Source organism: Tunturibacter gelidoferens, from assembly GCF_040358255.1.
Taxonomy (GTDB): domain Bacteria; phylum Acidobacteriota; class Terriglobia; order Terriglobales; family Acidobacteriaceae; genus Edaphobacter; species Edaphobacter gelidiferens.
Genome location: NZ_CP132938.1, coordinates 1,352,594 through 1,375,612 on the forward strand (window position 1 = coordinate 1,352,594; position 23,019 = coordinate 1,375,612).

Here is a 23,019-nt window from a genome sequence, read left to right on the forward strand (position 1 = left end):
TAGTTCGAGAACGAATGGCTCGATCTCCTTCAGCCTCACGCTGGGATCTTTATACTTAAAAATATGTCTACATTCGCTTCGCTTGAAGACCAGCTTGATCTGATCACCAAAGGTGCCGCGGAGATTGTTCCGCTGGAGGCGCTGAAAGAGCGCATTACTAAGTCGATTGCAACTGGGGTACCAATGCGGATCAAGGCAGGATTCGACCCGACTGCTCCAGATCTGCACCTGGGGCACACCGTCCTGCTGAGAAAGTTAAAGCACTTTCAGACGCTGGGACACACAGTGATCTTTCTAATCGGCGATTCAACTGCATTGATCGGCGATCCGACCGGGCGCAACGCAACGCGCAAGCCGCTGACGCCGGAGCAGATCGCGGTTAATGCGGAGACCTATAAAGAGCAAGTGTTCAAGATTCTCGATCCGGAGAAGACCGAGGTTCGGTACAACTCTGAATGGCTGGACAAGCTCAGCTACTACGACATGGTGAAGCTGATGGCGCAGTTCACGGTGTCGCAGATGCTGGAGCGCGAAGACTTTCATAAGCGATTTAATGAGGAACAGCCCATTGCGTTGCATGAGCTTATCTATCCGATTGCGCAGGGTTACGACTCTGTGGCGCTGAAGTGCGATGTAGAGTTGGGCGGTACAGATCAGAAGTTCAACCTGATGCGTGGGAGGGACCTGCAGAAGCACTTTGGACAGCCGCAGCAGGTTGTATTGATGACCTCGATCATGGAGGGCCTTGATGGGGTGCAGAAGATGTCGAAGTCGCTCGGAAATGCGATATGCATTCATGAGGCAGCGGGTGAGATGTATGGGAAGTTGATGTCGATTTCGGATGAACTGATGTGGAAGTACTGGACGCTGCTGACAGATCTGCGGGGCTCCGAGATTGCACAGATGCAGACGGATGTTGCAGGTGGCGTGCTGCATCCGATGCAGGCGAAGAAAAACCTGGCTTGGACGATCACGCGTGACTTCCATTCGAAGGAGGAAGCTGATGCTGCGGCGGATAGCTGGACGAAGATGTTTCAGCAGCGCGGTGTGAGCGAGGATGTCCCCGTGGTGAAGGTGTCGCTGGCTGAAGAAGGTTTGATGAGCACAATGGACGGTGTGGTGGAGGTTCGTGTGCCGAAGTTGCTGGTGCTGGTCGGGCTGGCGAGTTCGGCTGGCGAGGCGACACGAAAGCTTGCTGAAAATGCCGTTAGCTTGAATGGAGAGAAGATCTCGGGCAGGACGTTTGGAAGGGCTGCTATGGGGGAGTCACCTGCGCTGCGGTTGGGGAAGAAGAGTGTGCGGGTGGAGTGGGTGAGTTAATTTGGTAGCGTTTGTTTTTGCCATGAACAACGCCTGCGCGTCAGCATTTTGATAGAGTCGAGAAGCGCTAACGTTATTGAAGAATCTGCATCTTAGAGGGTGTAGGTCTTATGAAGATTTTGAAAGTCTATGTACGGCTGGTCGTGTTGGCGGGGTTTTTGGCTGCGGGCTGGTTGCCGATGCATGCGCAGGAACCGAGAGAGATCGTTCGGGTTGCGATGCAGGCAGAGTTGAATGCCGACCTGAACGACCACTCGCATTGGCGTTATCGCGATGCAGAGAGCGATGGGACCGATAAGGTTTCGATTGTTGTCGAGACTGGCCACGGTTCGGTGAAACGATTGATCGGCAGGAATGGACGGCCGTTGAGTGAAGCGGAGGCCAGAGTTGAAGATGAACGAGTAAAGACTTTCATTCACGATCCGGCTCAACTGGCCAAGCAAAAAAAAGATGGGCAACAGGATGGAAAAAATGCCGAAGAGCTGCTTCGGATGCTGCCGGATGCTTTCACATGGAAGATGCAGAGCGATGATGGAGAGAACATCACCTTGAACTTTGAGCCGAATCCAAAGTTTAGTCCGCCGGATATGCAGGGGCGTGTGCTGGGCCAGATGGCGGGGAAGCTTGTGGTAAATAAGGGTCAGAACCGGATCGTTACGATCAGTGGAAAGCTGACGCAGGACGTTACGATTGGTTGGGGACTGCTGGGGCGGCTCCGCGGAGGTGGGACGTTCCGTGTGGAACGAAGAGAGGTGACGCCGGGGATGTGGCAGATTACTGAGACGCACGTGCACATCGAGGGCAAAGTGTTGTTTTTTAAGAGCATAGGTCAACAGCAGGATGAGATGCAGACGGATTTTATGCAGATGCCGGATGGGATCACGCTGGAGCAGGCCGCGGAGATGTCCAAATCACTGACGGCGACATTGAAGTAAGCGAAAGATGACTGTGGCTCGCTGTATGCTCGGAGACGATGGCACACACTCCTTATCCACAGACTGATCGCGAGTTGATGCGGTTAATTGAGCGCTCACCCGGGCATCGCGCTGGGTATAAGCAGTTGATTCGTGAACTTGGATTGGGTGGCGGACGCGAGCGGCGGTTGTTGTTAGAGCAGCTCGCGCGGATCACGGCGCGAGGCGAGTTGGTGAAGGTTGATAGTGAGCAGTGGAGCTTGCCAGCAGCAACGCCGGAGAAGACGAAGCGTGTGAAACGCGGCGCCCTCGAGATGCCGGTGGAGCATCGTGCGACGCGGGACAGGCTACTGGCGGGAAGACTGGATCTCCACCGCGATGGTTATGGATTTGTGCGGCCGAATGGGAGTGTGGATCGTAGCGATGATCTCTTTATTCCGCCGAATGAGTTAAACGGTGCGATGCAGGGCGATGAAGTCCTGGTGGATGAAGCGCCGCCGGGACGAGATGGCCGGCGATCGGGTCGGATTGCCCGGGTGCTGAATCGAAGAAATCCTACGGTGGTAGGAATCTTTCACTATGCGAGAACGCACCGCGGAGGAGGTCCCTGGGAGAGCGCTCCCATGATCAACGGAAACTACATTACTCCTTTAGATGAACGGATGACGCAGGCGATTTTGATCCCCGCGGGAGCGGAGATTCGATCGACGCCGGAGGGGACACCGCACCGTGTTCTAGGCGAAGAAGCCGAGGCGCAACAATCTCACTGGTCGCAAGAGTTGGACCCGCACAGGCCACTCGAAGGGCTAGCGGTCGACGTCGAGATCACCGACTTTCCGACCGCCGGAAGGCCGGCGCGTGGGCGGATCATTGAGGTTTTAGGGCCGCCGGATGCTTTCGGAGTTGATGTAGAAATCATCATTCGCAAACATCATTTACCGCATGTATTTCCTGCAAACGTGCTCGCCGAAGCTACAGTGTCTGCAGAACAGATTGTCGCCACGTTGGGCACGGATGAGATCGGGCGGCGCAGGGATTTTCGTGGACTGAACATTGTAACGATCGATGGGGAGACTGCACGGGACTTCGACGACGCGGTGCTGGTGAACCCGTTACCGAATGGAAACTGGGAGCTACAGGTTCACATCGCAGATGTCAGTCATTACGTGAGACCGGGAACGTCGCTTGACCTCGAGGCTCGACTGCGGGGGACCTCTGTCTATTTTCCAGATCGTGCTATTCCAATGCTCCCGCCCCAGCTTTCAAGCGGGATGTGCAGTCTTCGACCCGATGAGGATCGCCTGGTCCTGAGTTGCGTAATGGAGATCGACGGGCGCGGCGAGGTGTTGAGGTACGAGGTGTGCGAGGGAATCATTCGGAGCGCCAAACGGATGACCTACACACAGATTCAGGGCGTGATCGATGGAAATGTCGAGACGCGGGCGGAGTTTGCTGAGCTGGTCCCCGAGTTCGAACGGATGTACGAGTTGGCGCTGAAGCTGAATGCGAAAAGGCATCGCAGGGGATCGATCGACTTCGATCTTCCCGAACCCGTGATTCAATTTGATCCAGATGGAAACATGGAGGCGATCGTTCGGTCACAGCGCGGATGGTCGCACCGGTTGATTGAAGAGTTCATGCTGTCGGCAAACGAATGCGTTGCGACTTGGATCGAATCGCAAGGTGTGGCGAGCCTGTATCGCATTCACGAGATTCCAGACCCGAAGCGGATTGTCGATTTTGAAGAGACGGCGAGCCAGTTCGGCTATTCTCTGGGCTTCAGCAGTCTGCCCGTGAAACGGATTCAAACGAAGAGTGATCGCCGTGATGCGCGCGGAACTAATAAACAGGCTAAGACGCACGAGATGGCAGAGTCGATTCCGGTAACGCCGCAGATGTATCAGAAATTGACTGCGAAGATTGGGGGAAAGGCAGAGGAGCGGATCCTCTCCTATCTCATGCTTCGGTCGTTGAAGCAAGCGCGCTACAGTGAAAAAAATGTTGGGCACTTTGCGCTCGCAAGTCCAAGCTATACGCATTTCACTTCGCCGATCCGGCGTTATCCGGATTTGATCGTGCATCGGTTGCTTCGGGAGCTCATTCAAAGCGGTGCAAATACCGAGGGATCGGCGATTTTATCCGACTCTCCTCAGCCATGGGGAGAAAAACGGGCCGGCAAAGGACACGCGGAGAAACCTGAACGGTCGGTTTTAGAAGGACCGATACCGGAGGTTGAGCTCGGTGCGATTGCTGCAGAGTCCAGCCAGTCAGAGCGGCGGGCCGATGATGCAGAGCGTGAGCTGATCGAGTGGAAGAAGATCAAGTTCATGCAGGACCGCGTGGGTGAAGACTTCAACGCAATCATTCTTTCGTGCACGAAGTACGGCTTCTTTGTGGAATTGGACAGCCTTTTCATCGAAGGGCTAGTGCCTCTGACCTCGCTGCAGGACGATCGCTACATGTTTCGCGACACAGATCGGCAGATTGTAGGGACGCGAAATGGCCGCGTGTTCAAGATGGGGCAGCGGGTACACGTGCTCCTCGATCGCATTGATCGTCAACAGCGACGACTTCAGTTCGCTTTGCTGCCGGGAGAAGAGGAGGCTGCTCCGCGATCGCCTCGTAAATCAAAGACCGCTGCCAATACGAGCTCAGATCGGCCCCACTCCAGCCCTAACCGTTCGGGTAAGAAGGGCAAGACGAAGTCGGAGGCTCGGGAGCGAAATAAGAAATCGAAGGGCAAACGACGTTAAATAGCTCTGGTATTTCGCAAATCAGGGGCAATTGGTTTGAGCCGGCCTTAACGCGCTTTCTGGAATAGACCTGTGAGGAGCATGAGAACGGAGATAACTAACCCTGCGACCCGTATGCTGTGAATCAGATCCCAACGTGCGGTCTTAGAGCCAACCGTCGTAGGGAAGCATCGTTACGGTGAAGACGATGGTCGCAGCCCAGGGAAATGCGGCTCATGCGATGAGCATTCCGGGACCGTGTGAAATTGGACGATGCTCGGATGCTGCACCGATAAGGAGTACGAGCACCAGGCCGTACAAGAATGGCATCACTTTCTCGAGGGCTGCAACTATGAAAGCTGCAGCTTCCGCCTGCGCTTTGCGACTCAGTCTTGCCAGTTAGGGATGGACAAAAGCTGCGACGGCGACCTCGTTACCTGACATCATGGCTGTTGCGGTCACAGTCAAAATGTCGTAAGCGATATTCATAGATTTATTGGAGGCTGCGCAATAATTCGGACGGCATCGTAAAATAAAAATTCCAAAAGGAGTTTAGAGAATGGCACACATGGTGTTCGACACGAGATTCAAGGCCGAGATGGAAGGGCTGGATGAGCCGCCGTTCGATTCGGACTTTGGCCAGAAGATCTTCAAGAATGTCTCGAAAAAGTCGTGGGGCGAGTGGGTAGAGCGGCAGAAGATGCTTTTGAACGAGTACCGCCTGCAGCCGTGGACGCGCGAGGCGCAGGAATTTCTTGTCGAACAGATGAACGAGTTTTTCTTTGGCGAGGGTGGTTCATTGCCGAAGGAGTTTGTGGCGCCGACGACGTAGCTGATTGCCGGAGAACGGCAAAAGGTGGACCAGTCGTGTACACTTAGGACTGCAGCATACCCCGCCGTCTCCCCGCTTGGGCTGACGCGCAAACCATAGTCGGGACGTGGCTCAGCCTGGTAGAGCGCACCCTTGGGGTGGGTGAGGTCGCTAGTTCGAATCTAGTCGTCCCGACCATTTATTTCCAATGGTTTAGTTGAATGACGTGGGGCCACTGGCCCTTTGCGAAGGTCCACAAAGGGCCAATAGTACTTTCTCATTCTTCTCCTTCTTCTCCTTCTGAACACTCAACGCTTGGACCCAAGAATAGTGCCGCGATAGCGTTCTGAGCCATCCGCTTGTCTTCGTTGACGGCCTTGGCATAAACGCCAAGGGTCATCACCGGCGAAGAGTGGCGAAGGAGTTCTTGCGTTGTCTTCACAGATGCTCCGGAGGATTGCAGCAGCGTAGCTAATGTTCGCCGGAAGCTGTGCCACCCAATTCGCTTCGAAATGCCAGCACGTATTGCTGCTGGGAGGACGTGCCTTTTGAGAACGGCGTCCGGCCAGTATGGTTTCCTGCCAAGAGCCAAGGGACTTGCAAATATCCAGTCCTCTGAATCGGGAAAGGATGTCTGCTTCCGCCAGTTCTCAAGTGCAGTTGCTAATTCCAACGACATTGGAAGCGGTCTGCGCGACGCAAGAGTCTTAGGCGGCCCTTCGACCTGATCGACGATGGAGCGAACGATTCGTATTTCCGCTTTACCGAAATCGACATCTTGCCACTTCAAGCCAAACAGCTCGCCACGTCGCAACCCAGTTACCGAGACAAGCAGGATGAGAGCGCGAAACGGGTCGCGCAACTCTGTAAGAAGCGCAGCAATCTCAACTGGTGTCAGGACAATTTCCTCCTGTACAGGTAATGCGCTCTGACGTACCAGTCTGATGGGATTAGCTGTCGCCCAGCTGTAACGCATGGCATGTTGAAATAGAATGCTCAACACTCCCTTCGTTTTCGCTTTAGAGCCCGGCGCTATCGGAAGCTCACCGAGCCACTTTTCTACGGCGATCGGCTTCACGTCCTTGAGACGGAACCCACCCCACTTTGGGCCTATTACTTTCAACAATTGGTGTTCATAGACCTGCTTTGTCCTGTTTGTCTTCGGGCTATCGTCGGCAAGCTCTGTCCGCCTATAGTGATCGATCAACTGGTTGATGGTAAGGGGCGCAGAGCTCGATGCAACTGACTCGGTATTTATGTCGAGTCTTAAACCTTCGACCGCGCTCATCGCGGCAGCCTTCGACGGGAAGTCCCTCTTTGTTCCCACGATTTGTTTACGCTTTACACGACGGCCATCACTATTGGTTTCCCGCCAACGGTACACCCACACCGGGGAACCATTCTTTCTCTCCTCGATCGCTAAGGAGCCCTGCTGGTAACGAGTTCTCTTGAGGTACATCTTCCCCAAATCTTGTTTACGCGGCATGACTGACCTCGGTCTCAAAGATTGTTAGCCAGGAGTTGAGCTCTGACACGCGAAACACAACCCTCCGGCCCAGACGCCGATGAGGAATTCGCCCCTCCCTTGCCCAGCGGAGGATGGTGACAGGATGGAGGTTCAATAGTTGGCCCGCATCGACCGCTGAGATTAACGGTTCAAAGACTACGGGGGATGATGGGGGTATAACCAAGGCACTCATTTGCGAGCCCCGAATGGCAGCTGGCCTACCTACTACAGCGTGTTCTAGTACGTTCATACAGTCTTCCTTGGGTTGTTAGTGAGTTGATTCACAGGTTGACCTACTGGAGGCCAATCAATGATTTGGAGGTCGAGGTTGTGTCGGAGCTAAGTACGTAGGAAACCCTTACTTCGCATATCTACATTCATGTCTGTAAGCAGCCAAAGCCATCAGCTAAACCGGGGAGAACTCGCGAGTAAATTCCATGGCAGCGAAGTATTCCCGCGAGAGGCGTTCGGGCTTCATGTGGAAGTAGCGCTGGGTGGTTGTCAAGCTGGCATGTCCCATCAACTCCTGAAGCACGGCAGCGGACATTCCTGCATTGACGTTTCTGGTCGCGAAGGAGTGGCGAAACTGATGCACATGGAGATGAGCAACTCCCAGTCGATCGCACCACTTGTCTACGATCTGCTGAATCGCCCGGCCGCTGAGACGCTTTTTCCTGGAGGAGAGGAATAGTGCCGGCTCATCGTCCTTCATCCGCTGCTGCGCGATATACGTTGCGACTGCCAGCATCGCTTTCGGTCCCACCAGAAACGAACGCTTCTTGTTCCCTTTTCCCAAAACTTCCCCAATGCCCAAGTATTGGGACGACCCATCCGGCATCTGCTGGCTCGTGAGGGTAATGGTCGTCTTATCCAGCTGTCTCAGTTCGCTCAACCGCAGGCCGCTGTACAGGAACAGGAGCACAACGGCCCTGTCCCGTAAGTCGGTGATGCCGTCGACCAGAGTTGCTAGGACATCATCAGGAGCGGCACGGGGTTTTTCATTACGTACCTTGGGACGCTTGATTCTCTCAACTGGGTTCCGAATAGTTGCACCAGAGTCGTCCCGAACCCACTCGTAATATGCCGAGATAACACTAAGACGTCTGGCTACTGTTGACGGAGCGAGCGTGGTCGAAGCGGTCCTACCCTTGTTCTCGGCCATGTAGTTCATAAACTCCGAGATGGTAGCCGGCTTGACTTCATTCACCGGGAGCCCTTTCTCCTTCAGAAAGGTCTCAAACCGAGTTAGATCCTGCCGGTAGGCGCGCAGGGTTTCAGCACTCCATGTCCGCGTGGACAAGGACTCTAAGAAACTCTCAATTCTCATTTGTTTGTCCTATAGGGTGAAACATTGCGGGTAAGATGCATTACCCGCAATGTTCTAAGTTGCTGATTTTGATTGGTTTATGGCTTCAGGCGAATTCATTGCAGCGAACTCCAACAGCGAGATGGGGGGAGCTGTTTTCACAGCTATTCTCTGCTGGAGTTTGGCGTAGCTTGCTCGGTACTGGTTCTGAATCGTCACATCAAGAACTTTGATGTAGCGTTGCATACTGCTCCAAGAGGCCCATCCACCCAGTTCCTTTAGGACTGCCAACTCGAGTCCGTTATTCATTAGCCGAGTCGCCCATGAATGCCGGAGTCTGTGGAATGAAAAGCCGTTGCCAGGAGATGGTTTGGAATTTAGTAAGCCCCTAAACAACACGCAGAGACTCCCGGAGTTGAGGGACTTGAGCAGCTTGCTATGTAACAAGTGATCATGCTTGCATTCGGTGTCACGCACTTTCAGCCATTGGCTAAGGTGTTTTGCTACACCATCGTGGTAAGGCACCGTGCGGGTCTGCTTGTTCTTTGTAGGAAGTCTCACGAAGATGGTCTGTTTTTCCCTGTCAATGTCCGCCAATCTAATGTTGGCGACCTCACCGACGCGTAAGCCACATTCAAGACCAATTGAGAACGCAAGCATTAGCATCGAGTTTTCGCTGTCGGTCAGGTGTTGCCATAAGGCATCAATCTCCCATTCCGCATAGGGCCGCGGCTCTGCTTTAGAGGTGTGCAAGTTGTGCAGCCGAGGTATTACAGGATTCGCCATATCAACGCGTTCTTCCAGTAAGAGCCACCGAAAGAACGTTGCGAGATGCGAGATGGATGCACGCGACTTCATCCCTCGTTCGCGTTCCGTGGCGAGGAATCGGGATACCACGGACGGCCGAACTTCCTCCAGCCGTGTGAGCTTTTCTTTCTGAGCAACGAACGTAAAGAAGTGTAAGAGACTCGTTCGTACATTAACTAAAGTGCTCTTCTCGTATCCCAATCCAAGCTCCAGATACTCTTCGATGATTGGCCTGAAAAAACCCGTAGTGGCAATCAGAGATTCGGACCTGTGGCCGAGTCGGCAAGCATTCGAGCAATATTTCTGCTTTCCCTTTGCGAACGACTGGCTCATGATGGGCCGCTCACAGCATTCGCATGCACCAATGTTGTGCCGATTGTTGTGGAAGGAGTGCTGGCAGTATGGTGAGCAGAAGTAGCGTTTTTGGTTCACCGACACTAGCCCGCCGGGTACAGTCTTGCCGCATTCGGGACGTTCGCATATCCCGTCTGGTCGAGATTTCTTTGGACCGCGTCCAGGCGCATAGCCAACTCGCTTCTTGGAGGTGGCAGTCGTCTCGGTCACAGGAGCCTCATCGAGTTGCACGGTACTACGGGAGAGTTTGGACATGTGTATCTTTCCTTTTGGCGATTTGGTTGTAGGTCTCAATGAGTTGGCTGACCTCGTTGGAGTCGAACCGGACCTCTCCGCATATTCGGACGGCCCGGAGCTGGCCGGTTCGTACAAGCCAGTCAATCTTGTCTGGGGGAAGCTGCAAGAGGTCGGACAACTGCCCAAACTGATACAGCCTTCGGTCTGCGTTTAAGTTCATTGGCTTCATCCTTCTGAATGGTGCTGAAGGACAGGCGAGTACCAAAGACAGGCCCGCAAATCACTGCGCGGCGATTGCGATGGAACTTCACCGATCCTGCACACACCATGTGCGAAAGGAGGGGTCGAGCCAAATACATAGCTAATTTGCTGGGTTTTCAGCGATCTTAATTCCTGACATCCATTCGCGTTCATCAGCTAGTTAGGTTCTGCGACGGAGCTCCGACCGAACGCGATGTTCGCGGCCCGCTCGCTGAAACCTTCTCGTTGAGGATTCCGATAATGAGCTAAGGAAGCTGTCGAGCCAAACAGAGCTGCGGGATGGCCCAGATATCTGGCGAATTCACGAAGGGTTTGGCTCGGCAGGGGAATGTGCTAGCGGCTATCAGACGTATGTTTGGGAAGGCAATGCGCGTGGGAACTGGTTAATTCCGATAGGCGGTTGTTGGAGAACGAGGAATTCGATTTCCAGTACCGAGAATCATTCTGGAAAATGCAGTCAAGGAATTTCATGCACAGATGGATTGCGACGCATATGAGCAAGATTTCGGCGACTTTACTGGCTGTCTGAATCAGGATTGAACGCATGGCCCATCCTTCTCGTCTGGTAGAGAATCAAGGTCAAATGGAATCTGCACAAACTTTGTGGTATGGACTTCTACGGAAAGGCTGCTTTCCGGTGCCGGGTCGGACTCGAGAGGCGGGACGAGATAAAGACGGTATCGCTTTTCTATTCTTCGCAAGGAATTCTCCAATGGAAAAGGCGGCCAATGGCCGCCCGGGGTGGGTGATGCACATATTTAGGGTTGAGCCAAACATAACCGCGACTTCCGGTCAGCAGGGCCACTTCATTGCAAGCTTTGGAAGGGTTCGACTAAGACCAATGACAAATTAGTGTGGAGCCTATATTATTGATTTTGCGAGGGATATAGAGAAATGGCGGCTACCGTAAACATAGCTAAACTCCAAAGCAAAGCTACACTCACAGGGCGCTACCTAAAGCAACTCAGCAGGCTACATTCCGAGAAGATCCCTACAGATTGCATCGAAAAAGCGGTAACCGGGGCTGTTGAGAAGCTAGCAATGCCTGGAACCTCCGCTATGGTCATTTACGGTGAACCTCAGAGTGGCAAGACCGAAATGATGATTTGCCTCACAGCCAAATTGCTGGACGAGGGACATAAGATCATCGTGCATCTGTTGAATGACAGTGTCGACCTGCTCACGCAGAATTTGAAGAGGTTCAAGCACTCAGGCCTAGCTCCTGCGGCGAGAAACTCAACTGAGCTTCTCGCCTCGAATACGATTCCCAAGGAATTGGTCGTTATATGCAAGAAGAACTCCAGCGACCTGCAAAACCTCATCTACTGGCTGAAAGGAAAAGGTAAGGTTGCCGTCATAGACGATGAGGCCGATTACGCCACTCCAAACTCCGGCATAAATAAGGGAACAATCACGACTATCAATAAGTGGGTAGGTCAGTTAATAGGATCTAAGGGCTATTACATTGGCGTGACCGCCACGCCCGCCCGCCTAAATCTGAACGACACATTTCAAAACGACACGAAGAGGTGGGTTAAGTTTCCGCCACACTCCAAATACACCGGACAAGAGGTGTTTTTTCCCTTGGACACAAAGGGGATTCCTTACCGCCTAACCAGGCTCGATCAAGGCGGCAACGCTGAGGAAGCTGAGGATGCCCTGGTTCGTTTTCTAGTTACTTCTGCGTACCTCAACTCTACTGGACCCGAGAAAAACTACACAATGCTCGTTCATACGAGCGGGAAAAAGGATGACCACGCCGCAGATCGAGCTGCAATTGAAAAGTCCGTTGAAGCACTGCTTGACGGTCAGCATTCCGCATTTACGAAACTGACCACGAAGGTTCACAAAGCCGCTCAGCAACTGTACCCGTCAGCAGATCCGCAGGCTCTGACCGAATATGTTGTCGAAAACGCGTCTCGAACTACTCTGATCGTTCTAAACAGCAGACGTGACCGCAAGGCTGCGGGCGATAGCGCAACAGACCCGACATCGCCTTTTACTATTGTCATAGGCGGCAATATCGTTTCTCGTGGAGTCACGTTCCCTAATTTGCTGTCAATGTTCTTTACAAGGAACGTAAAGAACAAGCTGCAACAAGACACCTACATTCAACGTGCCAGAATGTTCGGAGCGCGTGGCAGTTACTTAAAACACTTTGAACTGACCATTCCGTCACAACTTTACGACGATTGGCAGAAGTGCTTTATTTTCCATCGACTCGCCCTGGCTACGATCGAGAGCAATCTTGGAGTGCCTGTCTGGGTGGGAGATAGTAGAGTCGCCGTCGCGGGGAATAGCAGCATCAATAAGGCGACGGTGAGCCTCGACAAAGGCGAGATGTCGTTTGGCCTTTTCGACTATTCCAGCGAACTTGAAGAGATAATTCAGTCCGCACCCACGTCCGTATCTACTCTAGAGCAGATACGGGATAAGGTCGGCAATGACGCCATTCCAACATTTGTAATTGACTTCCTGAAAACGGCTCTAAAGAACAAGCCTGACGGTTCGCTTGCCATTCACGCGTCTTCGTCCATAGCAAACTATGGACCATCAGCTGATAAAAAATCGATCACACGTGCAAAGGGATTTCTGGGCAAACCCCAACTGGAAGCTGGAAAGTTCCCGATCGCTATACACCATGTGAAGATCTTCTATAACAAGTCTGGAAAGGCCAAGCTCTATTACAAGATTGGTAGCGGCGGCGTCGCATTTATTCAGAATCTTAAGAAAGCGGTATGAGGTGCTAAAGGTGTATCTGCAATCAGACGATAGAAATCATCGATTTCCGCTATCCGATCAGTGGGATTAATCTGGAGAGAATATGAAACTGCTCCCAATCCACCCGTTTCCAGCGCGCATGGCCCCAGAGATTGTTTTCAAGGAACTCGCCGGCATGGCGTCTCCCAAGACTATTCTGGATCCGATGTCTGGTTCGGGAACTGTGTTGCGTGCAGCGGCTGAACTTGGTCACCGGGCAATAGGCTTCGATCTGGACCCGCTAGCAGTTTTGATGGCGAAGGTTTGGACAACACCATTTCAAACTAAGCGCTTGATTAGCGCCGCCGAAAAACTCGTCATGTCTGCCAGGAATTCTGATGAGATGTACTTGCCGTGGATCGATGACTGCGAAGAAACCGCCAAATATGTCAGCTTTTGGTTTTGTCCTAAGCAGGAAAAGCCGCTAAGGTCTCTTGCTCTAGCTCTTTCGCGCACGTCAGGCGTGCTCGCCGATGCGATGAAGATAGCGCTGAGCAGGATTATTGTCACCAAGGAACGTGGCGCTTCTATCGCGCGCGATACCTCTCACAGCAGGCCTCATAGAGTCTTCTTTGACAACGACTATGAGGTTTATGATGGTTTTTTACAGTCCGTAAAACGACTGGCGGCACGTTTAAGCCCCGACAAGTTGCTAGGCAGTGCCGCCGTCACCGCCGGCGACTCACGACAATTGTCCAATCTCGGTTCTGGGTCGGTCGATGTGGTCATCACTTCGCCACCGTACCTAAATGCAATCGACTATCTGCGAGGTCACCGTCTCGCTCTAGTCTGGCTTGGATACACAATAGGCGATCTTCGCGCACTTAGATCAAAGAGTATTGGAGTTGAAAGTAGGGCCGAGAAAGAGATGCCTAAATCTGTGCTAAAGGCACTCCTGAAGAGATCAGGGACCTTGAATGAACTGCCGGTCCGACAACTGGGAATGGTCCACCACTATGCCCAGGACGTGCTTAGTTTCATGCAGGAATTGATGCGAATTACTAAGCCTAAAGGGCAAGTCTTACTCGTCGTTGGGAACTCTTGTCTCAGTGGTGTGAGCATCTCAAATGCAAACATCAATGTCGCGGCGGCAGAGATGTCAGGGTTTCGGCTAGTTGGAAGGTCTGAAAGGGCTCTTCCTACCTCCAGTCGGTATTTGCCCATGCCCGCGGCGAACACTGCTGGTAGCTTAGCGAATCGTATGAGGACCGAAACCCTCCTCAGTTTCTGCCACGTCTAGATCTCGCCCAGTTTTGTGGTAATGAACAATCTGGGACCATCCCGGGGGCCGTTATGGGTCCAATAAGCGTTTCGTGAAGTGCTCTCCCACACTCTCCCGTATTGATCTGTATAGCTAAGTTATTGATATTGCGTAAGTTCTAGGATTGGGGTGGGTGAGGTCGCTAGTTCGAATCTAGTCGTCCCGACCATTAATTCTTCATTTCATCTCAGCAAGTTACTAGTGAACCCCACTCTCTGACGTATAGACGACCCTCGCCGACGACTCCGGGTAGAAGCGCGCAGGTTACGGCTACTCCGGCGACAAACTTGACGAAGTGCAGAGCGGCAGACATTACGGTTACGAGCTTCTCGCCATTATCGTGATGGAGTCGGCAAACGTAGCGCACTGAGGACGAACATCGAACGTGACGACTACCAGCCTGTACATTAAATTTCCCTGATGTAGCGTGTCGGATTTCAGACTAAAGCAGACCGCTATTTTTCTTTGATGAGATCCTCATCAGTCTCACGAGGCGGCAGCGGCAACATCTCTAGAGAACTTCACTCCTGTCAGTTTTTCGCAGATCTGCCACAAGCGGGTTGCATCGCCGGTGTCGTTTGCTTGAGCAGCGATCTTTGCCGGCCCTACATCTTCACCACGCATCTCCTGAAAACCCTGCGGGCCATAGTATCCACCGTCTTTTACCTCAAGAGCCGTTGACGCATAGAGCGTCGGGAGAGCCCCTTCGGAGTCTGTGTTGAGAGCAATGCCAATGAGATGGCCCGCAAAGATACGTAGGCTCCTTTCAACTGCGGAATATTCGCCCGACTGGAAAAGATTGGTATTTGCAACCCCCGGGTGCGCAGCAACGCTCATGATGCGCGAATTCTCGGCGCGCAGGCGTCGGTCGAGTTCGAAGGCGATTAGGAGATTGGCGAGCTTCGATTGCTGATAAGCGCCCATAGGAGAGTAGTTTCGTGTGGATTGTAAATCGTCGAATTTCATGCGTCCCCGTTTGTGCGCAATCGACGCGATAGTCACAACTCGAGGTCTTCCGGCTCCGTCAACAAAAGGTTCGGCGGCTGCCTGCTGAAGTGCTGGTATCAGAAGTGCGGTAAGCGCGAAATGGCCAAGAGCGTTGGTACCGAATTGAAGCTCGAAGCCATCGACTGTCTCCATGCGCCGGGGCGGAGCCATAACGCCGGCGTTGTTGATAAGCAGGTGCAGCGGGCGATGTTGCGCGACCTCCGCTGCGGCAAAATGATGGATGGAAGTAAGGGAAGCGAGGTCAAGGATTGCGAGCTCGGTGCGCAAGCCCGGCGAATCCGCTTCCATGCGGGCAAGGGCTGCTTCGCCTCGTCTCTGATCACGGCACCCAAAGATGATGTGAGCACCCTTGCGAGCGAGCTTTAGAGCCGTATGATAGCCGATACCGCTGTTTGCCCCGGTGATCAGAACCCGTTTTTCTGAGAGCGACGGAATGTCTGCTGCTTGCCACTTCTTGCTCATCTGTATTGGACGTAGTAGGGGGGCGGTGAAGATGCGAACTTTTTCTTTGTTCCGCAGCGGCAGACCTGTTGCCTCTTGCGCGAACAAATTGGCAGAGGGAAGAGTCGGTTGTAACTTAAGCTGAATCAGAGTTCGGTAGATTGTGATGAGGAGAAATAACAATGCCACTTCCTACTGACGAAAAGATCATCGCATTGAGCCAGCAACTGCTGCAGCAGTTCGACGCGATCTTCGGATTGAACCCGGGCTTTCGACCCGCCCATGCCAAGGGCATTATGCTGACCGGGACATTTACGCCTTCTGCCGAAGCGGCCACACTTACCAAAGCTCCGCACATCACGCGGGAGTCCACCCCTGTGACGGTGCGATTCTCAGACTCCACAGGGATTCCGCTGGTGCCGGACAACGATCCTAATGCGAATCCCCGCGGATTTGCGATCCGATTCAACCTCGCCGAGCACATTCATACCGATATCGTCTCTCATTCGACGGATGGCTTTCCAACGAGGACGGGGCAGGAATTTCTGGAGTTGCTGATGGCGTTGGCTACGAGCGACCCCAAGAATCTGGCAGGTTCTCCGCTGGAGGCGTTTCTCGGTTCGCATCCGAAGGCGTTGGCGTTTGTGCAAACTCCGAAGCCTGCGCCCTCGAGCTTCGCGCGCGAGAGCTACTTTGGTGTGACCGCGATGAAGTTCACGAATAAGGACGGCGTTGGCCGGTTTGGGCGCTATCGGATTGTTCCAGAGGCTGGGAACGATCATCTGGATGATGCTGCAACTGCTGCAAAGAGCGCTAACTATTTGGTGGACGAGATCGTGGAGCGAGTTGGAAAAGGGCCGATCAAGTTCAAGATTCTGGTACAGCTTGCGAACGACGGCGATGTGGTAGACGATGCGACGATTCATTGGCCGGAAGATCGAAAGGTACTTGAACTCGGCAGCTTCGCTTTGACCGCGCTGGTGGAGGATAACGCTCACGAGCAGAAGCAGATCATCTTCGATCCGATACCTCGGGTGGAGGGAATCGAACCGTCAGACGATCCTCTGCTGGAGTTGCGGGCGGCGATCTATCTATTAAGCGGGCGACGGCGAAGAGCTGCCTAGAATCGATGTCCTGCCGGACGGGTCCACTGCGCGTGGGCCTGTCCGGTAGGACATAAGCTTCTGATAGCCTTTGAGGCGCGACGGGCAGGCTATTTGATCTGTGGCGGGAACCTGCTACCCTTAACAATGTGCTGATTACTCCGCTCCAACTCGTAGATGAACCTCTTGAATTCAACGAAGTCATCGCACCCGGGGTGTTGGACTATGCCTCCGACATCCGGCAGGTGGGCCCGCTGCCGGTCCACGGCGTCGCGGACCTGTTGATCGAGCATCGCAGCTCCAGTTCGCATGTGAACGACATCCGGCTGCGGGCCAACTACAGTGCGGACTTCGAAATCCTTTGTGCCCGGTGCGTCGACCCGGTCAAAGTGCCACTTTCGGGCGCTTTTGACCTGATCTTTCGTCCCGAATCCGCCGATGCGGATGCCGGGGAGCGTTCTATTACTGCGGATGAGACCGAAATCGGGTATTATCAAGAGAGCGGTCTTTTGCTGGAGGATGTGGTGCGCGAGCAGGTGTTACTTTCCCTGCCAAGTCGTACCCTCTGCACGGCAGACTGCAAAGGGCTTTGCCCGCGCTGTGGTCAGAATCTGAATCAAGCGAAATGCTCCTGCGATGAGGCTCCGGCTGATCCGCGTTGGAATGCGCTTGCGGGTTTGGGGAATCTGGCCGACAAGCTCGAGTTGAAGCACTAATCAAGTTTTTGCCTCGTCGACTGCGTGTTTTTTACGTGATTGCCGCGGCCGATTGAAAGGGATACTGCAATGCCTAATCCAAAACGGCGCCACTCCAAGCAACGGACTGCCAAGCGCCGCAGCCACGACTTTTTGACCCCCACCGGCCTCTCGGAGTGCCCCAACTGCCACGAGCGCAAGCTTCCCCATCGTGCCTGCCGCAAGTGCGGTACGTACAAGGGCCGCGGCGTTCTCGTGACCAAAGAAGCCAACTAATATCTTCACCTCACACCCTGCTCTTCCCTGCTGATGCCGACTGACATCGTTGTAGACGCAATGGGTTCCGACAAGGCCCCCGAGCCAGAGGTTCGCGGGGCCGTACTTGCTGCGCGTCAGTACGACGTGCGCGTGCATCTGGTCGGGCCGGAAGATAAGCTGCGGCCGATTCTGCGGCAGGCGTTGCGTGGGCAGCGTCTGCCGGTGTTTATTGTGCCCGCCAGCGAGTGGATCACGATGGACGACAAGGCCGCTCAAGCGGTCCGGTCCAAGCGCGATTCCACCATGCGGGTGGGCCTGAAGATGGTCCGCGAGGGACGTGCTGCGGGGTTCTTTACTGCGGGCAACACTGGCGCGGCGATGGCTACGGCGAAGATGGTTCTGGGGATGCTTTCCGGCGTCGACCGTCCAGCGCTGGCCCAGATTCTGCCAACCGTACATCGCATCCCTTCGCTGCTTCTGGATGTGGGCGCGAACGTGGACTGCGATCCCGACAACCTGGTCCAGTTTGCGGTCATGGGCCACATGTACGCCAAGACGATCCTGAAGATCCATAACCCGCGCATCGGCCTTCTTTCGATCGGGGAAGAGGATCTGAAGGGCAACGCCCTGACTCGCGATACTCTGCCGCTGCTTCGCGCCCTGACCGGAATCAACTTCAAAGGTAATGTCGAAGGCCGTGATCTGTTCAACGGGCATAGCGATGTGGCGGTCTGCGACGGGTTTGTGGGTAACGTTGCGTTGAAGGCGATTGAAGGAACGGCGCAGCTGCTGAGCGCGTCGCTGCGCGAATCGTTGAAGTCTACCGTGACCTCGCAGGTGGGAGCACTCCTCTCGCGAAAGGCCTTCGCCGAGTTCAAGAAGAGGCTGGACTACTCGGAGTACGGCGGCGCGGTGCTGCTGGGAGTGCGCGGGGTATGCATCGTTGGGCACGGATCGTCGAACGAGAAGGCGATCATGAACGGCGTTCGCGTGGCGGCAGAGTTTGCTCAGGCTGATGTGAACTCCGGTATTGAAGCTGCGCTGCGGTCCTCCTAGTCTTGTACCCCCCGGGGGGTATTTGCGTGTAAGTTTATTATTTTCAGCGGTTTACATTTTTTGACAAATTGTAAATTCCTCATACCAAAAGGGTTATTCGCAAATACGTCATACCAAAAGAGTTAGCGGTAAATTATTGATTGCAAATAGGAAGGCCCCGGCAGCTCCGGGGGCCTATTTATTTGCTCTGTAGTTATTATACCGGGCCGGCGATAACTGATACGCCACGCGATTGTTCAGTGTTGACGCGGGTTTTCGCGCGGAGGGGGCTTGACAAAAATTTTGGGGCGGGTTGTCAGGGGTTGCCCAGAGAGGTCCATCTCATAGGCGTTATTCAGGCGAAACGGTGTTTACCGTCTGTCCTGAGGCCTTACGGTTCGCACTCAGAGCTTCCATAGTCAAACCTCACTCTTCAATCGCTTTAGCCATAAAAGGGTGTACACTCCAAAAAACCATTTGAGACCGAACCGTTCCTCGGTTTGGTGACGCGGGCCACCAAGCTGCCTTTGCTGTCTACCCAGATCCCGTTGCAGGATCTCCAGGGGATCGAACCGGTTTGTTAGCACCACGGCCAGGCTGGGAACCTCCGGCGGGCAGGTAGTTCGAATCGCTTCCTCGGGCCAATCTTTTATCGATTCAAGCAGCAGGCGGCTTCTGGTTTCTGGATGTTCTTGCTTTGCTTTGGAGTCCAACGGCGGTTGTGGATCGATGGGTGAGGTGTGTCGACAGTATGGGAGTGTGCGCAAGACGAACGACTTATATCTGGCCGGTTATGCATCGGCCACGCTGAACGAACTAAGAGAGCTTCTAACGCGCGCCGGCGCTGCAGCCGAAACGAATCGAAGCCGGATTTCACAATTGAGAGTAGTTGCACTTCGGGGCCGCTATTCCTTTCATGATCCTAAGAGGTAGGCATGGTCTTTAATTCCCTGGTCTTTGTAGTTTTCTTTGCCATTGTTCTGCTCCTGCACGCGATGCCGTTTCCGTGGAGGGTGAAGAAGGTTAACCTCCTGGTTGCCAGCTACATCTTCTATGCGGCCTGGAATCCGCCGTTCGTAATTTTGCTCTGGGTGTCGACGGTGGTGGACTGGTTCGCGGCACGCGGACTTGCGCAGGCAGAGCAGCAATGGAAGCGCCGCGCGTGGATGCTGCTCTCGATCGTCGTAAGCCTGGGACTGCTGTGCTACTTCAAGTACGGCCACTTTCTCGTCGAGAACTTCGCGCATCTGGTGTCGCTGGCGGGGTTCAAATACAGCCCTCCGCAGTCGAGTATTGTCCTTCCGATCGGCATCTCGTTCTACACCTTCGCCACCATGTCCTATACGTTGGACATCTATCTTCGGCGCGCGGTGCCTGCACGCAACTTCCTCGACTACGCTCTCTTCGTCACGTTCTTTCCTCACCTTGTCGCCGGTCCGATCATGCGGCCGACGGAGTTGGTGCCGCAGTTTGAAGTTCCACACAAGGCGACGCCGGATCAGCTGCGTTTTGGTTTGGCCCTGATGACGCTGGGGCTTTTTGAGAAGGCAGTGCTGGCTGACGGCTTTCTGGGCCCGGTGGTAGACCAGGTTTATAACGGTAGGGTCGTTCCGGGCTTTGTGGATGCCTGGGTGGGGACGCTGGCATTCAGCGGACAGATCTTCTGCGACTTTGCCGGCTACTCGATTACCGCGATCGGGGCGGCCCTCTGCCTGGGGTTCGCTCTCTCGGACAACTTCCGCTTCCCTTATGCGGCGATTGGTTTCACTGACTTCTGGCGCAGGTGGCACATCACGCTCTCGGCGTGGCTGCGCGACTACCTTTACATTCCGCTCGGCGGCAATCGTCACGGAGACGCGCGGACCTACTTCTCGCTGATGGCCACCATGTTGATCGGCGGTCTTTGGCATGGGGCGAGCTGGACCTTTGTGGTGTGGGGAGGGTTGCACGGTCTCTATCTGTCGGTCGAAAGAGTGCTGCGCAAGCGGTTCTCCGGATATCGGCCGGGACCGATCGCATCTGCCGGGCTCGGGCTGCTGACCTTCGTTCTGGTAAACGTCGCATGGGTCTTCTTTCGGGCGAAGACTTTTCACCAGGCGATGGTGATCCTGCGCGGTATGTTCGGGAGAAATGCGCATGCCGAACCTGTACTGGCCGCGATTTACATCATCACCACGATGATGATTATCGGCGGCTTGTTGCTGGCTCACTCTTTTATGCGCAACCAGACGCTCGAGGCGGCGATCGGGCGCGCACACCCCACGGCGCTGACAGCTCTGTGGACCATCATGGCCTTCGCAGTGGTAATTCAACACGGAGAGAGCAATGGCTTCATCTATTTCCAGTTCTAGCGTCGTCCACGACATTGTTCGCGAGCCCCTTCCCTCCGGTCTGCGACTTACCGCAGCCGACCGTCCAGGTGTTGCGCAGCCGGTGCCGGAACGCGACATCCCTGACCAGCCGTGGCGCGCCATGTCGCTTGTCGTCCTGGTCCTCGTGATCCTGTTCACGTCCCTTTGGGAGTGGAAGATGCGCAGGCTTGAGCTCGTCCCGGGGGACTCGAGCGGCACTTATGATCGCTGGGCGGAACTGCGACGACAAGTGGATAAGCGCGACGTGCCTGTTGCCATCATCAGTGATTCGCGTCTGCTGTACGACACCGACCTGGATCGCACTGTGCAGCTTACCGGAGTTCGTCCGCTGCAGCTGGGCATTGCAGGCGGGAGTGCGCTACCCATTCTGGAAGACATTGCTGACGACCCGCACTTCAAGGGGCTGGCCATCGTGGGAATGGCCGAAAGCGTGTATTTTGATACCGTATATTCGGTTACGCGGCCGAAGAAAGCGCTTGCGTTGAGCCGTTGGGAGTCTCCGTCCAATCGCGCATCTTTCGTGATCCAGCGCGTGATCTCACCTCGCCTGGCGATGCTCGACGACAGCTATCAACTCAGCACGCTTATCTTTCAACTCGATCCTGATTGGAGGCGTGGAGTGAAGGGGCCTTACCACGATGTCTGGAAGGTAGGGGAGATGGGTGCGGGAGGGCAAGCCTGGATCTGGCGCCGACTCGAACACGATCGAAGACTCAGTGACCACGCGCGAACCGTCTGGCATGAGCACTTTCAGCCATTCCCGGTCAAAGACGAGAACGTCCAGGCGATTCTGGCAAGAACGAAGATCGCTGTCGACAAGATCCGTGCTCGCGGTGGCGATGTTGTCTTCGTGCGGCCCCCTTCGGCGCCAGATATGCGTGCGGTGGAAGACAAGCATATCCCTCGAGCCAGGGGATGGGATCCGCTGCTCGCCTACACGCACACGAACGGCATTCACATTGACGATCTTCCCAAGGTGCAGAACCTGACTCTGCCGGAGAGCTCTCATCTCAGTCATGCCTGCGCAACGGTCTTCACCGACGCTTACATACGTGTGCTGGCTCAGCAGACATCGTTGCTGCATTTGAAATCGGATCTGCCGCCAACGCTCTCTACCCGCGATTGCGTTCCATCGGCGGTGGCCAGCACAGATTAGGGATTGTGGAAGAGGCGGATTCCTGCGACTCCTGCGGCGCCCGCGTCGAGGCAGGAGGATGCGTTCTGGAGGGTGACTCCGCCGAGCGCGTAGACCGGGATGGGAGCGGCGGCGGTACAGGCGGCGCGTAGTTCGTCGAGCCCCCGGCCGGGGAGTGTTTGTCCGTTCGCTAGGGGCTTCTCGAAGACGGGGGCATAAAGGATTGCATCGACCTGCTCGCGGCGGGCGCGGTGGATGTCGGCGAGGGTGTGGCAGGAGACCGTGATCAGGGGTTGTGGGGTGTGAGCCGAGTGGAAGAGGTTGCGGATTTGGGTTGGGGAGAGCTCGTCCGGCGAGGAGGAGAGATGCACCCCGTGAGCGCCGGTGGCGACGGCGATGTCGGGGCGGGAGTTGATGAGCAGACGTGTTGGGCTGGTGGCCAAGGCTATTTTTTCCAGCAGGTTACGGGTGAGGATCGCGAGCGTGGCGGCGGGAAGGTCTTTTTCTCTTAGCTGGAGGAGGTCGATGCCGTCGGCGATCCATCTTGCGGCCTCGCGGAGGAGGGCGGCTTGTTTTTGCTGCTCGTCGCCAGGGTAGAGCGCGCGGCTGGTGATGGCGTAGCGAAGCATGGTGAAATCAGTGTATGGTGCCAAGGTCCCCTTAGTGGAGTCTGTGATGTTGGTGTGGTAGCTTCAAGGCAGT

Annotated in this window: 19 protein-coding genes and 1 tRNA gene; 14 read left to right on the top strand and 6 right to left on the bottom strand. The window is 54.7% G+C overall.

The window, feature by feature from the left end; all coding sequences use genetic code 11:
* Positions 1 to 63 precede the first annotated feature (63 nt).
* The 5 genes from tyrS to RBB81_RS06195 all read left to right on the top strand — a co-directional run bounded on the left by tyrS (position 64) and on the right by RBB81_RS06195 (position 5,975).
* Positions 64 to 1,320: a tyrosine--tRNA ligase gene (gene tyrS / locus RBB81_RS06175; protein WP_353073076.1), complete on the top strand. Its 1,257-nt coding sequence runs from the start codon at positions 64 to 66 to the stop codon at positions 1,318 to 1,320.
* A gap of 110 nt (positions 1,321 to 1,430) precedes the next feature.
* Positions 1,431 to 2,255 (top strand): hypothetical protein, encoded by an 825-nt coding sequence (locus RBB81_RS06180; protein WP_179581136.1) that lies wholly within the window; start codon positions 1,431 to 1,433, stop codon positions 2,253 to 2,255.
* 38 nt (positions 2,256 to 2,293) lie between these two features.
* Positions 2,294 to 4,987 (top strand): ribonuclease R family protein, encoded by a 2,694-nt coding sequence (locus RBB81_RS06185; protein WP_353073077.1) that lies wholly within the window; start codon positions 2,294 to 2,296, stop codon positions 4,985 to 4,987.
* 538 nt (positions 4,988 to 5,525) lie between these two features.
* Complete coding sequence (locus RBB81_RS06190) at positions 5,526 to 5,798, top strand: oxidative damage protection protein (RefSeq protein ID WP_179581140.1); 273 nt, start codon at positions 5,526 to 5,528, stop codon at positions 5,796 to 5,798.
* Positions 5,799 to 5,898: 100 nt separating this feature from the next.
* Positions 5,899 to 5,975 (top strand) — tRNA-Pro (locus tag RBB81_RS06195).
* Positions 5,976 to 6,054: 79 nt separating this feature from the next.
* Here RBB81_RS06195 and RBB81_RS06200 read toward each other — a convergent pair.
* From RBB81_RS06200 to RBB81_RS06215, 4 genes are all read right to left on the bottom strand, one after another.
* Positions 6,055 to 7,263: a tyrosine-type recombinase/integrase gene (locus RBB81_RS06200; protein ID WP_353073078.1), complete on the bottom strand. Its 1,209-nt coding sequence runs from the start codon at positions 7,261 to 7,263 to the stop codon at positions 6,055 to 6,057.
* Positions 7,253 to 7,534: a helix-turn-helix domain-containing protein gene (locus RBB81_RS06205; protein WP_353073079.1), complete on the bottom strand. Its 282-nt coding sequence runs from the start codon at positions 7,532 to 7,534 to the stop codon at positions 7,253 to 7,255. Before RBB81_RS06205 ends, RBB81_RS06200 begins: the two co-directional genes overlap by 11 nt.
* Positions 7,535 to 7,690: 156 nt before the next feature.
* On the bottom strand, positions 7,691 to 8,611 hold the full coding sequence (locus tag RBB81_RS06210) for a tyrosine-type recombinase/integrase (RefSeq protein ID WP_353073080.1): 921 nt from the start codon (positions 8,609 to 8,611) through the stop codon (positions 7,691 to 7,693).
* A gap of 54 nt (positions 8,612 to 8,665) precedes the next feature.
* Entirely contained in the window at positions 8,666 to 10,006 is a 1,341-nt protein-coding gene (locus tag RBB81_RS06215) for a tyrosine-type recombinase/integrase (protein ID WP_353073081.1), read from the bottom strand.
* Between RBB81_RS06215 and RBB81_RS06220 the strand changes: the two genes are divergently transcribed.
* From RBB81_RS06220 to RBB81_RS06230, 3 genes are all read left to right on the top strand, one after another.
* Positions 10,005 to 10,202: a hypothetical protein gene (locus tag RBB81_RS06220; RefSeq protein ID WP_353073082.1), complete on the top strand. Its 198-nt coding sequence runs from the start codon at positions 10,005 to 10,007 to the stop codon at positions 10,200 to 10,202. The genes RBB81_RS06215 and RBB81_RS06220 overlap by 2 nt on opposite strands.
* A 941-nt stretch (positions 10,203 to 11,143) precedes the next feature.
* Positions 11,144 to 12,991, top strand: a complete 1,848-nt coding sequence (locus RBB81_RS06225; RefSeq protein ID WP_353073083.1) for a Z1 domain-containing protein — start codon at positions 11,144 to 11,146, stop codon at positions 12,989 to 12,991.
* Between the two features lie 82 nt (positions 12,992 to 13,073).
* On the top strand, positions 13,074 to 14,249 hold the full coding sequence (locus RBB81_RS06230) for a hypothetical protein (RefSeq protein ID WP_353073084.1): 1,176 nt from the start codon (positions 13,074 to 13,076) through the stop codon (positions 14,247 to 14,249).
* 507 nt (positions 14,250 to 14,756) lie between these two features.
* On the opposite strand, the gene RBB81_RS06235 is transcribed toward RBB81_RS06230, so the two are convergent.
* Positions 14,757 to 15,902, bottom strand: coding sequence for an oxidoreductase (locus RBB81_RS06235; RefSeq protein ID WP_353073085.1), 1,146 nt, complete (start codon positions 15,900 to 15,902; stop codon positions 14,757 to 14,759).
* Between RBB81_RS06235 and RBB81_RS06240 the strand changes: the two genes are divergently transcribed.
* The 6 genes from RBB81_RS06240 (at position 15,902) to RBB81_RS06265 (ending at position 22,338) form a co-directional block, all read left to right on the top strand.
* Complete coding sequence (locus tag RBB81_RS06240; RefSeq protein WP_353073086.1) at positions 15,902 to 16,843, top strand: catalase family peroxidase; 942 nt, start codon at positions 15,902 to 15,904, stop codon at positions 16,841 to 16,843. The genes RBB81_RS06235 and RBB81_RS06240 overlap by 1 nt on opposite strands.
* A gap of 194 nt (positions 16,844 to 17,037) precedes the next feature.
* The gene (locus RBB81_RS06245; RefSeq protein WP_353073087.1) at positions 17,038 to 17,538 is read left to right on the top strand and encodes a YceD family protein; all 501 of its coding nucleotides are present in this window, start codon (positions 17,038 to 17,040) and stop codon (positions 17,536 to 17,538) included.
* 69 nt (positions 17,539 to 17,607) lie between these two features.
* A complete protein-coding gene (gene rpmF / locus RBB81_RS06250) occupies positions 17,608 to 17,793 on the top strand; it encodes a 50S ribosomal protein L32 (protein ID WP_353073088.1) in 186 nt (61 codons plus the stop codon).
* A 33-nt stretch (positions 17,794 to 17,826) separates the two neighbouring features.
* Positions 17,827 to 18,831, top strand: a complete 1,005-nt coding sequence (gene plsX, locus RBB81_RS06255) for a phosphate acyltransferase PlsX (protein ID WP_353073089.1) — start codon at positions 17,827 to 17,829, stop codon at positions 18,829 to 18,831.
* Between the two features lie 914 nt (positions 18,832 to 19,745).
* Entirely contained in the window at positions 19,746 to 21,161 is a 1,416-nt protein-coding gene (locus RBB81_RS06260; protein WP_353073090.1) for an MBOAT family O-acyltransferase, read from the top strand.
* On the top strand, positions 21,136 to 22,338 hold the full coding sequence (locus RBB81_RS06265) for a hypothetical protein (RefSeq protein ID WP_353073091.1): 1,203 nt from the start codon (positions 21,136 to 21,138) through the stop codon (positions 22,336 to 22,338). The genes RBB81_RS06260 and RBB81_RS06265 overlap by 26 nt, the downstream gene beginning before the upstream one ends.
* Here RBB81_RS06265 and RBB81_RS06270 read toward each other — a convergent pair.
* On the bottom strand, positions 22,335 to 22,970 hold the full coding sequence (locus RBB81_RS06270) for a thiamine phosphate synthase (protein ID WP_353073092.1): 636 nt from the start codon (positions 22,968 to 22,970) through the stop codon (positions 22,335 to 22,337). The two genes, RBB81_RS06265 and RBB81_RS06270, sit on opposite strands and share 4 nt — an antisense overlap.
* Positions 22,971 to 23,019: the final 49 nt, after the last annotated feature.

Coding starts and splice junctions, on each gene's coding strand:
- tyrS (WP_353073076.1), top strand. CDS start 64: ATGTCTACATTCGCTTCGCTTGAAGACCAGCTTGATCTGATCACCAAA.
- RBB81_RS06180 (WP_179581136.1), top strand. CDS start 1,431: ATGAAGATTTTGAAAGTCTATGTACGGCTGGTCGTGTTGGCGGGGTTT.
- RBB81_RS06185 (WP_353073077.1), top strand. CDS start 2,294: ATGGCACACACTCCTTATCCACAGACTGATCGCGAGTTGATGCGGTTA.
- RBB81_RS06190 (WP_179581140.1), top strand. CDS start 5,526: ATGGCACACATGGTGTTCGACACGAGATTCAAGGCCGAGATGGAAGGG.
- RBB81_RS06200 (WP_353073078.1), bottom strand. CDS start 7,263: ATGCCGCGTAAACAAGATTTGGGGAAGATGTACCTCAAGAGAACTCGT.
- RBB81_RS06205 (WP_353073079.1), bottom strand. CDS start 7,534: ATGAACGTACTAGAACACGCTGTAGTAGGTAGGCCAGCTGCCATTCGG.
- RBB81_RS06210 (WP_353073080.1), bottom strand. CDS start 8,611: ATGAGAATTGAGAGTTTCTTAGAGTCCTTGTCCACGCGGACATGGAGT.
- RBB81_RS06220 (WP_353073082.1), top strand. CDS start 10,005: ATGTGTATCTTTCCTTTTGGCGATTTGGTTGTAGGTCTCAATGAGTTG.
- RBB81_RS06215 (WP_353073081.1), bottom strand. CDS start 10,006: ATGTCCAAACTCTCCCGTAGTACCGTGCAACTCGATGAGGCTCCTGTG.
- RBB81_RS06225 (WP_353073083.1), top strand. CDS start 11,144: ATGGCGGCTACCGTAAACATAGCTAAACTCCAAAGCAAAGCTACACTC.
- RBB81_RS06230 (WP_353073084.1), top strand. CDS start 13,074: ATGAAACTGCTCCCAATCCACCCGTTTCCAGCGCGCATGGCCCCAGAG.
- RBB81_RS06240 (WP_353073086.1), top strand. CDS start 15,902: ATGCCACTTCCTACTGACGAAAAGATCATCGCATTGAGCCAGCAACTG.
- rpmF (WP_353073088.1), top strand. CDS start 17,608: ATGCCTAATCCAAAACGGCGCCACTCCAAGCAACGGACTGCCAAGCGC.
- plsX (WP_353073089.1), top strand. CDS start 17,827: ATGCCGACTGACATCGTTGTAGACGCAATGGGTTCCGACAAGGCCCCC.
- RBB81_RS06260 (WP_353073090.1), top strand. CDS start 19,746: ATGGTCTTTAATTCCCTGGTCTTTGTAGTTTTCTTTGCCATTGTTCTG.
- RBB81_RS06265 (WP_353073091.1), top strand. CDS start 21,136: ATGGCTTCATCTATTTCCAGTTCTAGCGTCGTCCACGACATTGTTCGC.